We start from the raw sequence: 15722 nt of genomic DNA, 5'->3' as shown, positions 1-15722 counted from the left end.
CTCGCGGCCCGTGGGCGTCCGTGGGCTAGAGGCCCAGGGCAGCAGCGAGGTCGGTGCGGATCCGCGTGAGCCGCTCGGCGGCCGCGGCGCGCGCGTCGTCGAGGGACGACGTCACCGTCTCGACGACCTCGAGGTAGCACTTGAGCTTGGGCTCGGTGCCCGACGGGCGGCAGATGACGCGGGCCTCCTGGTCGAGGCCCAGGCGGATGCTGTCGGTCGGTGGGAGCCCCCGGTAGCCGTCGGCGAGGTCGTCGACGGACGTGACCGCCAGCCCACCGAGCTCCGACGGGGGAGCCGTGCGCAGGGTCGTCATCGCCGCAGTGATGATCGTGAGGTCCTCGACCCGTACCGAGAGCTGGCCGGTCGCGTGCACGCCGTGCTCGCGGTGGAGGTCGTCGATGCGGTCGAGCAGGGTCTGGCCCTGGGCGCGCAGGTCGGCGACCAGGGCCAGGATCGCGAGCGCGGCCGTGACGCCGTCCTTGTCGCGCGCGATGTGCGGGGCGACGCTGTAGCCCAGCGCCTCCTCGTAGCCGTAGGCCAGGTCGGGAATCTTGCCGATCCACTTGAAGCCCGTCAGCGTCTGCTGCCAGGCGCGCCCGTGGGCGGCGGCCTGGCGGCCCAGGAGGTCGGAGGAGACGATCGACGACGCGTACGTGCCCTCCACTCCACGGCGCAGCATCAGGTCGGCCAGGAGCGCTCCGACCTCGTCGCCGGACAGCATCCGCCAGGTCTGGCCGGTCGGGACTGCGACGGCGCAGCGGTCGGCGTCGGGGTCGTTGGCGATCACGACGTCGGCCCCGGAGCGCGAGGCCAGGGCCAGTGCGAGGTCCATCGCGCCGGGCTCCTCCGGGTTCGGGAAGGCCACCGTGGGGAAGTCGGGGTCGGGCTGGGCCTGCTCGGCCACGGGCAGCACCGGGGCGAAGCCGGCCGCCGCGACGGCGTGCTCGAGCGTCGCGAGGCCGACGCCGTGGATCGGCGTGTAGACCGCGGTGACCTCGCGGGGGCCCGGCGGCACGGTGGCCGCTGCGGCCGCGACGTACGCCTCGGCGACCTCCGGACCCGCGACCTCGTACGCCTCGGACCGGGGGAGCTCGTCGACGCGCCCGACCTGGTCGATCGCGTCGGAGATGTCGGTGTCGGCCGGCGGCACGATCTGGCTCGTGTCGCCGAGGTACACCTTGTAGCCGTTGTCGCGCGGGGGGTTGTGCGAGGCGGTGACCATGACCCCGGCGCTGAGCCCCAGGTGGCCGATCGCGAACGCCAGGACCGGCGTCGGCAGCGGCTCCGGCAGCAGCACGGCTCGCACCCCGGCACCGGCGAGGATCTCGGCGGTGTCGCGGGCGAACACGTCGGAGTTGTGGCGGGCGTCGTAGCCGACCACGGCCGACGGGGCGTCCTCGTGCCGCAGCAGGTAGGCCGCGAGACCCGCAGCCGCCTGGGCGACGATCACGCGGTTCATCCGCTGGGGGCCGGCGCCCAGCTCGCCGCGCAGCCCGGCCGTCCCGAACTGCAGGCGGCCGGAGAAGCGCTCGGCGATCTCGTCGTCGGCGCCCGTGTCGAGCAGGGCCTGCAGCTCGGCGCGGGTCTCGGGGTCGGGGTCCTGGGCGATCCAGTCGCGCGCCCGCTGGTGCAGCTCGCTCACGGCGGTCACATCCGGGGGAGGACGTCGGACAGGAGGGCCCCCATGCGGGCGGCGGCCTGGCGGCCGGCCTCGAGGACCTCCTCGTGGTTGAGGGGCTCGCCGGTCGTGCCGGCGGCGTGGTTCGTGACGAGCGAGATGCCCAGGACCTCCAGCCCGGCCTCGCGTGCGGCGATGGCCTCGAGCGCCGTGGACATGCCCACCAGGTGGCCGCCGATCGCGCGGATCATGCCGATCTCCGCCGGCGTCTCGTAGTGGGGGCCCGTGACCTGGGCGTAAACCCCCTCGTCGAGCGAGGGGTCGATCTCGCGCACCAGCCCGCGCAGGCGGCGCGAGTAGACCTCGGTGAGGTCGACGAACGTCGCACCGACGAGGGGCGACGAGGCCGTGAGGTTGATGTGGTCGCTGATCAGGACCGGGGTGCCCGGGGTCCACTCCGGCACCAGGCCGCCACAGCCGTTCGTGAGGACCAGGGACGTCACCCCGGCCGCCGCTGCGGTGCGCACGCCGTGCACGACGGCCTCGACGCCCTTGCCCTCGTAGAAGTGCGTGCGCCCGAGGAAGACCAGGACTCGGCGGTCGCCGACCTGCAGCGAGCGGACGGTGCCGCCGTGGCCCGCGACGGCCGGAGCGCTGAAGCCGGGCAGGTCCGCCAGGGGGATCTCGTGGTCCGGCTGACCGAGCGCGTCGGCGGCGGGCATCCACCCCGATCCCATGACGAGGGCGACGTCGTGGTCGCCGCCTCCGGTGCGTTCGCGCAGGACGTCGGCGGCGCGCTGGGCGTGCTCGTAGGGGTTCACCGGCCTACCGTACGACAGCGACGCGGCGCCGTCGCGGCGCTGGATCACGTGCGGCCGTCGTCGTGTCCCGTATTCTGGACCGATGCCGAAGATCGTGGGCGACACCCTCGCCGACCACCGCGCCCTGGTGCGATCCCACGTCTTCGACGCCTTCACCGATCTTATGCGGGAGAGGGGCTACGCGGCCATCACGCTGAGCGACATCGCGTCGCGGGCCGGGGTGGGTCGCACGGCGCTGTACAACCACTTCCGTGACAAGGAGTCGGTCGTCGTCGAGCTGGCGCTCCACGAGACCACCGAGTACGTCACGTCCGCCCGCCGCGCCCTGCTGGGCGCCGCGACGCCCACCGAGGGCCTGCGCACGTACGTCCGGCACCACATCGAGCGCCAGGGCGAGCAGCACTTCGGCTTCGGGCCCGAGCTGCTCGGTCTGCTGTCGCCCGGAGCCCTCGCCCAGATGCGCGACCACGTCATCGAGGTCGAGCGCGTCCTGGTCGAGATCCTCGAGGCCGGCATCGAGGCGGGCGACTTCGACGTCGACGGGGTCCCGGCGACCGTCGCGCTGATCAACGCCTGCGTGCAGCCCCGCCGGCTCGATCCCGAGGTCGTCGCCGACTTCGTGGTTCGCGCCGTCCGCGCCTGAGACGCCGAACAGGGCGGCCCGGTTGCCCGGACCGCCCTGCTCGTGTCGTGCTGTGTTCGGTCGACCTGTCAGCTCTGCGGCAGGTTGTTGTAGCGGAACAGGAACGCGGCCATCTGCTCACGCAGGACCGGCTGCGAGCCCTTGAACGTCTTCGAGCCGTTCGGCTCGACGTACCCGGTCGTGATGTTCGTCGAGGCCAGCCACACGATCTGCTTGTAGAACGTGTGGGTCGTGGGGATGTCGGCGAACGGCGACGTCTCCGGCAGCACCACGACCGGGTTGCCGGCCAGGCGGTACAGGAACGCCGCCATCTGCTCACGCAGGACCGGAGCGCTCGGACGGAACGTGTTGTCCGCGTAGCCCGTCGTGATGCCGCGCTGGGCCAGCCAGGCGATGTGCTTGCTGAACGTGTTGCCCACCGAGTCGGTGAACGTCGCGTTCGGCGCATCGGACGGCGGGTTGGCCCCGTCGTTCTCGAACCGGTAGAGGAATGCCGCCATCTGCTCGCGCAGGACCGCGTCCGACGGACGGAACGAGAACGTGCCGTTGCCGTTGTCGTAACCCGTCGTGATGCCCTGCGTCGACAGCCAGGCGATCTCGTTCGAGAACGTGTTGCCGACCGTGTCGGTGAACGCGATCGGCTCGACCGGCGCCTCGGTGACCTCGAGGGTCGCCGAGTCGGTGCCGGTGCGGCCGACCTCGTCGGTGGCGCGCACCTCGAGGTCGTACGAGCCGGGCTCGAGACCCGTCAGGCTGAACGCACCGTCCTCGACCGTGACCCACTCACCGTTGGTGAAGCGGTACTCGACCGTGGTCGCGCTCTGGTCGTCGACCTCGACCGTGAAGTCGGCCGAGGTGCCCTCGACGACCGTCGCGGGTCCGTCCAGCGTCACGACCGGGTCGGTCGAGTCGAACGTGATCGGGACGAGGACCTCGCCGACGGGCGTCGAGCCACCGCTGGCCGGGTAGACGGCGATGCCGTACTGCGTGTTGCCGGCGGCCGAGGCGATCGCGTCGATCGTGGCCTTGTTGACCGAGACCGTCGTGCTGAACGAGCCATCGGTACCGAGCACCGTGTTCTGGTTGTTCGGAGCGACGTAGCCGTTCGAGACCGGGTTGGCCCACTTGGTCACCGCGGCGTTGCCCGCGGCGACGGAGCGGGTCGAGCTGGCGTTGCCCGCGGAGGGCTGCCAGGCCGTGGCGAACTTGCCGAACGCGATGTAGTAGCCGCCGGACTGCCCGACCGCGACCGGCGGGCGGGTCGAGGTCGAGAGCTGCGGCAGGAAGCCGGTGCCGGTGACGGTGACGTCGGCCGCGCCGTCAGTCGGGTCGATGACGACCTCGCTGACCGTGACCGACGGAGCGACGGGGGCGTACGTGACGTCGATCGGCAGCGCGGGCTTGTTGTCGTTGCGCCCACCGCAGCCGGTGGAGTAAAAGTGCGCGACGACCGACTGACCGGACTCATGCGAGTTGAGCGCCTGGACGAACTCGGTCGGCCAGGAACCGGCCCAGCCCGTGCCCGTGGTGCAGGACGTCGTCTGGTTCGAGATGCCGCTGTTGACGCCGTTGAAGTCGGGGTCGATGCGGAACGTGTTAGTGCCGGTCGACGTGATGGAGCCGGCGTCGAACGTCGCGAGCGAGACGCGGCCGAAGTCCTTCTCCTCGAACGGTGTGCCGGTCATCGAGGTGCCCGCGCCGATCTTGAAGCTCATCTTCAGCACGCCCGAGCCGTCGGCGTTGATCGTCAGCGTCGGGTTCGCGTAGATCTCGTTGGGCGCGTTGTAGATCGCCGGGTAGGCGTTGACCGTGTAGGAACCGGTCCACGAGATCGTCGTGACGTCGCCGATCTTGGTGCCGGTACCGGCGCTGAACTTGACCGCGTTGGCCTGGCGTCCGGTCTTGCTGACCGGGAACGAGGTGGCCGGGACCGGGGACACGTTGTACTCGGTCTGCGGGTTCGCGTTGGTCGGGGCGGCCGTGCCGACGACGTTGCCCTCGAGGTACGTCGCGTTGCCCGCGAAGTCCTTGAAGGTCCACGGGCCGAAGATGCCGTCCTGGGCATAGCCGTTGAGGCCCCACACCAAGGTGGCGCCGCTGATCGCGCTCGACGGGGAGGTTCCCGTCGCCGGAGCCGCCGCTGCAGGAGTCGTCGTCGCCATGACGACGCCTCCCAGGGCGAGTGTCGCCGCGAAGGCCGTGGCCAACGCGCGACGCAGTCTGTTGCTGGACATGTCGTGCCTTTCGTGATGGTTGCCGGCGAACCGGCCGGGGGGAGGGGGAACGTTCAGGCCGTGGGGCGCAGACGGCGCACGTACACGGCCGAAGCCGTGACGGTCGAGGCCGCCATCGTCAGCAGCGCGGCAGCGAGCAGCCACCACACGAGCTGGTCGGTGATTGGCGTCTGGCCGAGCATCCAGCCGTGCTCGCCGGCGGACTGGTAGGCGGCCGGCTCAGGGGCCGCGGTCAGGGCGGCGACGGGCGCGATGACGGGTGCGACCGCTCGTGGGGTCGGGGCACGCGGGGGAGCCACCGCGGTGTTCGAGGGGAGGGTCGAGCTCGAGGCCACCGGAACGACGGGGGCGGGCGGCAGCATGCTGGGGTCGACGAGCACCGTGACGGGCAGTGCGGTCTTGAACCGGTCGGCCGAGCCGCCGCTGGAGAACCAGTACGACGCTGCGCCGGCCTCACGCTGGAAGCTGATGAACTCGCTCGGGAACGAGCCCCAGTCGTCGCCCGACCGCACCTGCTCCGGCAGGCCGTTGTCGACACCGGCGTAGTCCGGCGTGGCCTGAAAGACGCCGTCAGCGGTGACCGAGGCCTGGGAGAACGTCGCGACGGTGACGGTGCGCGGGGCCACCGGTCCCCACTGGGTGAGGTCCTCCATCGACGAGGCGAAGCCCGACAGCGTCGCGGTCAGCGTGCCGCGACCGTTGGCGACCTCCAGAGCGGGATCGCTGAGGTAGAAGAACGTCATGCCGGAGTAGTAGATGATCGTCGCGTCGCCGTCCCAGGTCAGCGACATCGTGCCGGCGTTCGGGTCGACGGTGCCGGCGCCGTTCGCGAAGACGATCTGGTGGCCGGAGAACGTGCCGGACGTCGCCGACGGGATCGTCGTTCCGTTCTGGTCGGTCGACAGACCCGCCCAGGTCGCCGGCTGGTAGGCCGAGCCGTTCCACTTCTGGATCGACACGTTCCCAGCGCTGCCGTTCCACTGCGACTCGGTGATCGTGACGCCGCCCCGGCCCGGATCGGGCAGCTTGCCGGCGCGGAAGAAGTTGAAGGTGCCGGGCGCGAAGGCGCGGTTGTTGGACTCGTGGTTGACCCCCCAGCGGAGCACGGCTCCGGTGACCGTGCCGTCGGGCTCAGGCGTGACGGGGTCCACCGGGTCGACGGGGTCCACCGGGTCGACGGGGTCGACGGGATCGACGGGGTCCACCGGCTCGACGGGATCGACGGGATCGACGGGGTCCACCGGGTCGATGGGGTCGCCCGGGTCGGCGCCGGGCTCGGTCGTGCCCGTCTCGCCGGCCGGCGGGGGCGTGGCCTCCTCGGCGGAGGCCGGGGCGACCCAGGCCGTCAGGAGGGCCGTGATCAGGAGCGCGACGAGCGCGCGGCGTGCCGTGGTGGTCATGCTGCTGCCTTTCGACGGGCGGAGCGGATCCAGAGGGCCGAGCCCACGAGCACGACGAGCAGCATTACGCCCGCCCCGATGGCGATGCCGATCGCCAGCCAGGGGGTGTCGCCGCCGTCGTCGAGCGCGCGGACGGCGAACGAGACCGAGAGGCCCTGCTCGCCGGAGAGCTTGAGGGTGTGGGTGCCGGGCTCCAGGTCGAGCGGCAGCTCGATCGCACCGGCGACCTGGCCGTTCGTGCCGACCGCGATGGGACCGGCGGCGGCGAGGCCGTCGTCGAGGGTCGCCACGACGAGCTCACCGGGAACCAGGCCGACGGCGTTGAAGGTCAGGATGCGTCCGGGCACGGCAGCCGCGCGGTCGACGGTCATCGCTGCGGTCGTCGCGACCTCGCCGGTCTGCGGGGTGACGACGGGGGCCTCGGCGACGGGTGCGGCCGTGTCAGCGGGCGCCTGGCCGCCGTACAGGTCGCCGACCTCGACGGGCGTGAAGGACTCGTTGGTGCCGTTGGTGACGCCGTGGGCGCCGATCGTGATGATGCCGCACTGCACCTGCGTGCAGTCGACCTCCTTGACGGCACCACTGCGGTCGACCGACTGGAACTTCGCGCCGGGGACCGTGAGGGTCGTGCTCCACGTGCCGTCGGCGGCGATCAGGCCGCCGTTCGCCGCCGCACCGGTGTCGCTGCCCGGGAACGCCACGAACTTCTGGAAGCCCTGGTTGTCGGCGCTCTCGCTGTCGGGGACGTAGAAGTAGTCCTTGCCGGTCTGGCCGCCGGCGCTGGGCTTCCAGCCGCCCGAGACGGTCCCGAAGAACACGTAGACGCCGCCGTGGCCGCCCTGGATCGACTGGAACCCGCTGCCCGAGAGGGTCAGCTGCGTCGCGTACGTCGCGTCGATGACCGCGCCGCCGCCCTGGTCGTTGCTGATCGAGACCCGCCCGGCCGCCTCGGCAGGCGTCGCGAGGCCGACGAGCGCGCCGGCGGCGACGATCGCGGAAGCCACGACGGCCGCGGCGGTGCGGGGGAGAGGGATCAGGCGGACGGGGTGCACGTGGCCTCCTCGGCAACGGCGTCGGTGATCGTGTGGGGGATCACGACGAGGCGGTCTCGGTGGGTGATGACGTCGACGGGGTGGCCGTAGACCTCGGCGAGCAGGTCGGGGCGCATGACCTCGGCCGGCGGGCCGTCGGCACGCACGCGCCCGTGGGCCAGCACGCAGACGCGGTCGGCGTGGGCGGCGGCGATCGACAGGTCGTGCAGCACCGCGACGACCGCGTGGCCGGCGCGGGCGAGGCGGCGCGCCTCGCTCAGGACCTGCTCGGAGTGGCGGATGTCGAGGGCCGCGGTGGGCTCGTCGAGCAGCACGATCTCGGTGGCCTGCGACACGACCCGGGCCAGCGAGGAGCGGGACTTCTCGCCGCCGGAGAGCGTCGGGTAGATGCGCTCGGCCAGGTGCACGACATCGGTGCGGGCCATCGCCTCGGCCACGACCTGGTCGTCGAGGTCCTCGGCGTCGGTGCCGGCCCAGGGCGTGCGGCCCATGCGGACCACGTCGACGACGCGGAACCCGAACGCCAGGCGCTGCTCCTGGGGGAGCACGGCGCGGCGGCGGGCGAGGTCGCGCACCTTGATGCCGGAGACCGGGCGCCCGTCGAGCTCGACCGTCCCGGCCTGCGGCGTGAGGTCGCCCGCCAGCACGTTGAGGAGCGTGGTCTTGCCGGCGCCGTTCGGGCCCACGAGGGCGAGGAGCTCGCCGGGGGTGACCGTGAGGTCGACGTCCGCGAGGACCTGGTTGCCGGAGATCGTCACGCCGACGCCGCTGACCGTGAGGCTCACGACCAGCCTCCCGCGGTGCGGCGGGTGCGGCGCAGGAGCCAGAAGAAGAACGGCCCGCCGACGAGGGAGGTGATCATGCCGATCGGCAGGTCGGCGGTGTCCATCGCGGTGCGGGCGACCAGGTCGGCGCCGAGCAGCAGCACTGCGCCCATCAGGGCGGACGCGGGCACCAGGACGCGGTGGCCCGGCCCCACGATCATGCGCACGACGTGGGGCACGACCAGGCCCACGAAGGCGATGATGCCGGCGAACGCGACGCCGGCGGCCGTCAGCAGCGCGACCAGGACGATCGCGGTGAGGCGCGTCCGCTCGACGTCGACGCCGACGTGGCGCGCAGCGCGGTCGCCGAGGGACAGGATGTCGAGCTTGCGCGAGAGGATCACGGCGCCGAGCAGGCCGACCGCCGCGATGGGCGCGGCGACCCAGACGTACTGCCAGCGCGTGCCGTTGAGACTGCCGAGCTGCCAGAAGACGATCTCCTCGCGGGCCTGCGTGTCGCCGATGAACAGCATGAACGCCAGGCCGGCCGAGCAGACCGCGTTGATGGCGATGCCGGTCAGGACCAGCGTGACGACCTCGGTGCGACCGTCGGCCCGCGACATGAAGTAGACGAGCAGGGTCGTGACCAGCCCGCCCACGAAGGCGAACAGGGCGATCGTCCACTCGCCCGCGAACGAGAGCTGGTAGACGATCACGATCGCGGCGGCGAAGGCCGCGCCGACCGAGACGCCGACGACGGCGGGCTCGGCGAGCGGGTTGCCGAAGACGCCCTGCATCAGCGCACCGGCCGCGGCCAGGGCGGCACCGACGACCATCGCCATCGCGACCCGGGGGAAGCGGACCTGCCAGAGCGCGGCGTCGCCCTGCGGGTGGGTCGGCATCGTGCCGGCGTCGATGCCGATGCGGTGCAGGATCGACCCGAGGACCTCGCCCGCCGGGATGTCGAGCTGGCCACGACCGGCCGCCACGACCGCGAGGACGGCGCCGGCGATCAGCAGCACCAGGAACAGCGCCGAGCTGCGGGCCACGCCGGCCTTCGGGAGGTGCGCGGTCGGAGCGTCGGTCGGCGCCTTGGCGCGGGGGGTCGTGAGGGTCACTTCAGCGCCTCGGGAGCGTAGATCGACACCGCGAGCGAGTTGAGGATGTCGGGGGTGCGCGGGCCGAAGCTCAAGATCTGGCTGTCGTTCATGTCGACGATGCGCTTGTTCTGGCCGGCCGGGGTGTTGGCGATCGCGGGCAGGCGGTCGAGCAGGCCGTCGATGCCGTCGACAGACTCCAGGCCCTTCGTCATCATCAGGATGAGGTCGGGCTGCGCCGCGATGATGCCCTCGTCGTTGACCGGCTTCATGCCCGACCAGTCGATCTCGCCGGCGACGTCGTAGAGGCCGAGCGACGTGATGAGGTCGTCGGCGCCGGATCCCTCGCCGAACATGTAGTAGACGCCGGCCTGCCCCCGCACGTACAGGAACACGGTGCGCAGCTTCTCGCCCTGGGACTTCGGGGCGATGGCGTCGATCTGCGCGACGACGTCCTCGGTCTCGGCCATGATGCGCTCGCTGAGCTGCACGCCGAGGTCGGGGACGCCCATCGCGGTCGCGACCTGGTTCGTCAGGGTCGAGATGTTCTCGAGGCTGCGGGTCGAGTCGACCACGACGACCGGGATGCCGGCGTCACGCATCTGCAGCACGACGTCCCAGGGGCCGAGCGAGGTGTCGGTGATGATCAGCGTCGGGTCCAGCGCCAGGATCGACTCGGCGTTGAGCTCGTGGCCGTTGCTCGTGACCAGGGGCAGGTCGGTGGCCTCGTCGAACTGGGTGGAGACGTCGCGGCCGACCAGCGACTCACCGAGACCGAGCTCGAACACGGTCTGCGAGAGGGTGCCGTAGATGTCGAGGGCCAGGACCCGGTCGACGCTCGTGATCGTGACGGGGGTGCCCTGGGCGTCGGTGACGGTCACGGGCAGCGCCGGAGCGGCGTCGTCGGTGATGGGGCGGATCTCGACGCCGCCGAGACCGGCGTGCGCTCCGCCCTCCCACGCACGGGGGTCGTCGAGGGGCGTGACCTCCGACAGCGGCGGGGGAGCGTCGTCGGAGCCGACCGAGCCGTGGCCCCCGCCGGATCCGGGTGCGCAGGCCGCGGTCACCAGCAGGGAGACGGCGAAGGACGCGGCGAGCAGGCGACGGCGCAGCACGAAAAGTTTCCTCCGGCGAGTGACAACCGCGCTTAGGGCACGGTAACCTGAATAAGGCTTGGCTTACTTTAAGGCATGACGCGTCGAGTTGTCATCTCGATCACGTCACATCGTCAGATCCATGCTGACGACTTGTCATCAAATCTGCCATGATGGACACTGGTCCCCATCGGGGGACCGCCCCGACCGTCGCGCAGGAGCCACCATGACCATCACCCAGGAGTCGCCCTCCGCCGTCTCGCTGTCGACGCTGCTGCGAGAGGGCTCGACCTCGGAGCACCGCGATGCCGAGGGCTCGTCGTTCATGACCGAGCTCCTCGCCGGCCAGGTCTCGGCCGAGGGCTACGCGGTGTACCTGTCGTGCCTGCGCCGCGTCTACGCCGCGCTCGAGGGTGCTGCCGCCACGCTGGCCGCCGATCCGATCGCGTCCGCCGTGATCGACCCGAGCCTGGAGCGACTTGCCTCGATCGACGCCGACCTGGCGTTCTGGGGCGGACCGGTCGAGCACGCGAGCCCGGCCACCGACGCCTACGTCTCGCGCGTCCAGCAGGCAGCCGGCGAGGGCGCCCTGTTCGTGGCCCACCACTACACGCGCTACCTCGGCGACCTCTCGGGCGGGCAGGCCATCGGTCGCCTCCTGGCGCGCCAGTTCGAGCTCGACGGCGCGGGCGTGGAGTTCTACGCCTTCCCCGCGATCCCGAAGCCCAAGCCGTACAAGGACGCCTACCGCGAGCGCCTCGACGCGCTGCCGCTCGACCCGTCCCAGCAGGAGCGGGTCCTGGCCGAGGTCAAGACGGTCTTCGGGCTCAACGGCGCCCTGTTCGCCGAGCTCACGCAGCAGCTCCCCGCCTGGCGCCGCTGACCCACGGACCCGCTAGCCGGCGAGCCGGCCGGACCGGCACTGATGCATTCGGGTAGCTGGGGCGACCCCAATGCATCATTCCCGGTCCGGAGCGTCGGCTGACCCTGTTTCGCCCGGGTGATGGTCCGGAAACGCGTGCGGGACAATGGACGCGTGACTCACGTGGCGATCATCGGTGGCGGACCCGGCGGATACGAAGCGGCCCTCGTGGCCGCGCGACACGGTGCCGAGGTGACGATCGTCGAGCGCGACGGCTGGGGCGGCTCGACCGTCCTGACCGACTGCGTCCCGTCCAAGACGCTGATCGCGACCGCCGACGTCCTGACCGAGGTCGCCGAGTCGCTCGAGCTCGGTGTCGAGCTGCCCTCGGGCGTCCACGCCGACCTCGCCAAGGTCAACCACCGCGTGCTCGACCTCGCCCAGGCGCAGTCCCACGACATCGGGGAGCGCCTCAGCTCCAGCGGCGTGCGGATCCTGCGGGGCCAGGGCCGCCTCGCGTCCGGCACCACGATCGAGGTCACAGATGCGGACGGCGCGACCTCGACGATCGAGGCCGACGCGGTGCTGGTGGCGACCGGTGCCCACCCCCGCGTCTCCGACACCGCGCAGCCCGACGGCGAGCGCATCCTGACCTGGGAGCAGGTCTACGGCCTGACCGAGCTGCCCGACCACATGATCGTCGTCGGTTCGGGCGTCACGGGCGCGGAGTTCGCCTCGGCGTACAACGGCCTCGGCGCGCGCGTCACCCTCGTCTCCAGCCGCGACCGCGTGCTGCCGGGCGAGGACCCCGACGCCGCCGACACGATCGAGGACGTCTTCCGCCGCCGGGGCATGGACGTGCTCGGCAACTCCCGCATGGCCTCGGTCGAGCGCGACGGCGACACGGTCCGCGTCACCCTGACCGACGGTCGTGTCGTCGAGGGCTCGCACTGCCTGCTCGCGCTTGGCTCGATCCCGAACTCCGAGGGCCTCGGCCTCGCCGAGAACGGCGTGCTGCTGGACGACGGCGGCTTCGTCCGCGTCGACCGGGTCTCGCGCACGACCGCGCCGGGCGTGTACGCCGCCGGCGACTGCACCGGCGTCCTGATGCTCGCCTCGGTCGCGGCCCAGCAGGGACGCATCGCGATGGCCCACGTCCTCGGCTCGGCGGTGCACCCGCTCAACCTGACCGAGGTCTCGAGCAACATCTTCACCTCGCCCGAGATTGCGACCGTCGGGGTGTCGCAGAAGAAGATCGACGAGCAGGGCATCCAGGCCGACGTCGCGATGCTGCCGCTGGCCGCCAACCCCCGCGCGAAGATGCAGGGCGTCCGCGACGGGTTCGTCAAGCTGTTCGCCCGCCGCGGCAGCGGCACCGTGATCGGCGGCGTCATCGTGGGGCCCCGCGCCAGCGAGCTGATCCACGTCGTGTCCCTGGCGGTCTCCACGAGCCTCACGATCGACCAGGTCGCCAACGCCTTCACGGTCTACCCGTCGATGTCGGGCACCGTCGCCGAGGTCGCTCGCCGGATCCACCGCCCGGAGTGACGTCGCGGGGCCACGAGGCGGGGGGGCCAAGGTCCCTCGGCCTGAGGCCTGGCGTTCCAGGGAAAATCACACCGTTGTAGTTCTGTGGTGCATGTGGCGGGTGTGACCAAAGTGGTGTCTAATCGACCCTGGCGGTGAGCCTTCCCCCCAGTCACCGCCGGATGGGGAGATCCATGTTCGCCCGACGAAACCGCCACTCGAGGGTGCGCCGCACGCGCCGCGCCGTCCTCGTGCGAGCCGTTCCGCTGCTGGCCGTCTCGATGCTCGTCGCCGCGCTGCTCAGCGCGGTCGTCGTCACGTCGATGAAGACCGAGGACACCGCTGGCACCCCGACCCAGGTCGAGAAGCGCGAGTTCGAGGTGACGCCGGCCCCTGACCGCGAGGAGTACACCGCGCAGGACGCGGCCCTCGTCGCCGTCGCGGACCCGACCGTCCCGACGATCCAGAACGGCACCGTCGTCGCCGAGCTCGCTCCGCACGACCTGCCGTCCTTCGAGCTGCTCGGCGTCACGTGGACCGGCGGCGTGCCGGCCGAGGTCGCCGAGGTGCAGGTCCGGTGGCAGCAGGACGGCACCTGGTCGGACTGGACGATCCTGGACCCCGAGGACGAGCCCGCCGAGGGCGGCATCCCGGGCACCGAGCCGAAGTGGGTCGGTGCCTCGCAGGCGGCCCAGGCCCGCATCGTCGCGACCGAGGACATCGACCCCGCCGGGCTGACCCTCGTGACGGTCGACCCGGGCGCGTCGCCGACGCTGACCCAGGCCGCCGGCGCCCAGCCGAACATCACCTCGCGCGCCCAGTGGGGCGCTCGCGCCTACGGCGGAGCCGGCTGTGGCGCCGCCCCGGACAACGGCACGTTCCAGGGCACGATCGTGCACCACACGGCCGGCAGCAACGTCTACACGGCGGCCCAGTCGGTCGGCATCGTCCGCTCGATCCAGGCCTACCACATGGACGGCCAGCGCTGGTGCGACATCGGCTACAACTTCCTGGTCGACCGCTACGGCCAGATCTTCGAGGGTCGCGCGGGCGGCATCACCAAGACCCCGTACGGCGCCCACGCGGGCAACACCGCGGTCAACGCCAACACGACGGGCGTCTCGCTGATGGGCGAGTTCACGAGCGAGGTCCCGCCGCAGGCGATGAAGGACGCGCTCGTGCGGCTCGTCGCGTGGCGCCACTCCCTGTTCAACACCCCGGCCAAGGGCGCGTACTCGATCGGCGGCGTGACGATCCAGCGGATCGACGGCCACCGCAGCGTCAAGTCCACGGCGTGCCCGGGCCAGCAGGTCTTCACCTGGATCAACGCCGCGGGCGGTCTGCGCGACCAGGTCGCTGCCGCCATGACGCCGACCGGGCTCGTGCAGGTCCCGGGCCGACCCGAGGTCTGGCTGCTCAACGGCTCGTCGAAGCACCACGTGACCGACGTCGCCGACCTGTCGGTCCTGGCCTCGCGCCTGGGCTGGGTCCGCCAGGTCCCCGCCGCCCAGGTCGACCCGCTGCCGACCGGAGGCCCCGCGTCGCGCTACGTGCACGACCCGCGTACCGGCACGCTGTACCTGCTGCAGGCCGACGGCACGAAGCACCGCTTCGCGACGCAGGACACGATCGCCTCCTACGGGTACTCCTTCTCGTCCTACGTCAACATCGCGCCCGGCCAGGCCGACGCGTTCGCGACGGGTCCCGAGGTCGGTGACTTCTTCCGGATCGAGAGCGGTCCCGAGGTCTACCGCCTGAGCGGCACCCAGCGCCGCTACGTCTCGACGGTCGCGGCGCTCCAGCGCTCGGCCGCGGGCGGCAACACCTACGTGGCGAGCATGTCCGCGGGCGGGGCGGCGAAGCTCGCGGCCGGTCCGGCCCTGCTCGAGCCGCACACGCTGGTGCGCGAGTCCAACGCCGGGACGGTCTACCTGTCGGTCGGCGACGGCGGGCTCCTGCACATCCCGTCCTTCGACCTCGCGGCCGAGGCGGGTGCCACGAAGTACACGATCCTGGCGGCCGGCAGCCTGGCGAGCACCCCGATCACGAAGGGCTCGCTGAGCCCGTTCGTGACGTGCGGTGGCACGACGTACCTGGCCTCCGGCGGCACGTTCCGGCCGGTCTCCGGCTCGGGGACGGCGGGCTGGACGCCCACGGCGCTGCCGGACACCGCGTGCGCCTCGCTGCCGAAGTCGGCGGCCACGGTGTCCGCACCGTTCCTGATGCAGGTCGCGGGGCGCGGCGAGGTCTACCTGCTCGAGGCGCAGCAGCTGCACCACGTGCGCAGCTGGGACCGCCTGATGCAGCTCACGGGCGGCAGCGCCCCGAGGCTCATCGGCTGGAGCGCCGCCACGGCGAACCTCGTCGGGGTCGGCGGGCCGGAGCTCGCGGCGAACACCGCCGTGCAGTTCGCCGGTCAGCCGGAGGTCTACCGGGCCGACGGCCGGACGATCCAGCACGTCACGACGTACGCGGCCCTGGTGCGCCTCGGCGGCGGCAAGGTGCCGCCGATCGAGCAGCTCCCGGTGGCCCAGAAGCCGTACTACAGCGTCGGCGCCCCCATCAGCTGACGGGCATCCTGGCACGACCGCGAAAAGGGCCCCCACCGGA

The 15722-nt window shown here is 71.9% G+C and carries 12 protein-coding genes; 4 read left to right on the top strand and 8 right to left on the bottom strand.

The window, feature by feature from the left end; all coding sequences use genetic code 11:
- Positions 1-25: 25 nt before the first annotated feature.
- Complete coding sequence (locus ABD127_RS17610; RefSeq protein WP_344203905.1) at positions 26-1651, bottom strand: phospho-sugar mutase; 1626 nt, start codon at positions 1649-1651, stop codon at positions 26-28.
- The gene (locus ABD127_RS17605; RefSeq protein ID WP_344203903.1) at positions 1648-2439 is read right to left on the bottom strand and encodes a purine-nucleoside phosphorylase; all 792 of its coding nucleotides are present in this window, start codon (positions 2437-2439) and stop codon (positions 1648-1650) included. The genes ABD127_RS17610 and ABD127_RS17605 overlap by 4 nt, the downstream gene beginning before the upstream one ends.
- Positions 2440-2521: 82 nt before the next feature.
- Here ABD127_RS17605 and ABD127_RS17600 point away from each other — a divergent pair, with 82 nt between their 5' ends.
- Positions 2522-3082: a TetR/AcrR family transcriptional regulator gene (locus ABD127_RS17600; RefSeq protein WP_344203901.1), complete on the top strand. Its 561-nt coding sequence runs from the start codon at positions 2522-2524 to the stop codon at positions 3080-3082.
- Between the two features lie 68 nt (positions 3083-3150).
- Here the strand turns inward: ABD127_RS17600 and ABD127_RS17595 are convergent, their stop codons facing one another.
- The 6 genes from ABD127_RS17595 to ABD127_RS17570 are packed head-to-tail and all read right to left on the bottom strand — an operon-like array spanning position 3151 to position 10744.
- Entirely contained in the window at positions 3151-5316 is a 2166-nt protein-coding gene (locus tag ABD127_RS17595; protein WP_344203900.1) for an S-layer homology domain-containing protein, read from the bottom strand.
- A 53-nt stretch (positions 5317-5369) separates the two neighbouring features.
- Positions 5370-6716: a hypothetical protein gene (locus tag ABD127_RS17590; RefSeq protein ID WP_344203899.1), complete on the bottom strand. Its 1347-nt coding sequence runs from the start codon at positions 6714-6716 to the stop codon at positions 5370-5372.
- Positions 6713-7768: a hypothetical protein gene (locus ABD127_RS17585; protein ID WP_344203897.1), complete on the bottom strand. Its 1056-nt coding sequence runs from the start codon at positions 7766-7768 to the stop codon at positions 6713-6715. The genes ABD127_RS17590 and ABD127_RS17585 overlap by 4 nt, the downstream gene beginning before the upstream one ends.
- Positions 7750-8553 (bottom strand): heme ABC transporter ATP-binding protein, encoded by an 804-nt coding sequence (locus ABD127_RS17580; protein ID WP_344203895.1) that lies wholly within the window; start codon positions 8551-8553, stop codon positions 7750-7752. Before ABD127_RS17580 ends, ABD127_RS17585 begins: the two co-directional genes overlap by 19 nt.
- On the bottom strand, positions 8550-9650 hold the full coding sequence (locus ABD127_RS17575; protein ID WP_344203893.1) for a FecCD family ABC transporter permease: 1101 nt from the start codon (positions 9648-9650) through the stop codon (positions 8550-8552). The genes ABD127_RS17580 and ABD127_RS17575 overlap by 4 nt, the downstream gene beginning before the upstream one ends.
- Entirely contained in the window at positions 9647-10744 is a 1098-nt protein-coding gene (locus ABD127_RS17570; protein ID WP_344203892.1) for a heme/hemin ABC transporter substrate-binding protein, read from the bottom strand. Before ABD127_RS17570 ends, ABD127_RS17575 begins: the two co-directional genes overlap by 4 nt.
- A 205-nt stretch (positions 10745-10949) precedes the next feature.
- Between ABD127_RS17570 and ABD127_RS17565 the strand changes: the two genes are divergently transcribed.
- From ABD127_RS17565 to ABD127_RS17555, 3 genes are all read left to right on the top strand, one after another.
- A complete protein-coding gene (locus ABD127_RS17565; protein WP_344203891.1) occupies positions 10950-11606 on the top strand; it encodes a biliverdin-producing heme oxygenase in 657 nt (218 codons plus the stop codon).
- 153 nt (positions 11607-11759) lie between these two features.
- Positions 11760-13133 (top strand): NAD(P)H-quinone dehydrogenase, encoded by a 1374-nt coding sequence (locus ABD127_RS17560; RefSeq protein ID WP_344203889.1) that lies wholly within the window; start codon positions 11760-11762, stop codon positions 13131-13133.
- A 173-nt stretch (positions 13134-13306) separates the two neighbouring features.
- The gene (locus ABD127_RS17555; RefSeq protein ID WP_344203887.1) at positions 13307-15682 is read left to right on the top strand and encodes an N-acetylmuramoyl-L-alanine amidase; all 2376 of its coding nucleotides are present in this window, start codon (positions 13307-13309) and stop codon (positions 15680-15682) included.
- Positions 15683-15722 lie beyond the last annotated feature (40 nt).

Source organism: Aeromicrobium alkaliterrae (assembly GCF_039529015.1).
Taxonomy (GTDB): domain Bacteria; phylum Actinomycetota; class Actinomycetes; order Propionibacteriales; family Nocardioidaceae; genus Aeromicrobium; species Aeromicrobium alkaliterrae.
Note: the sequence above shows the minus strand (reverse complement) of the source record. Positions and strands in the feature narration are given on the sequence as shown.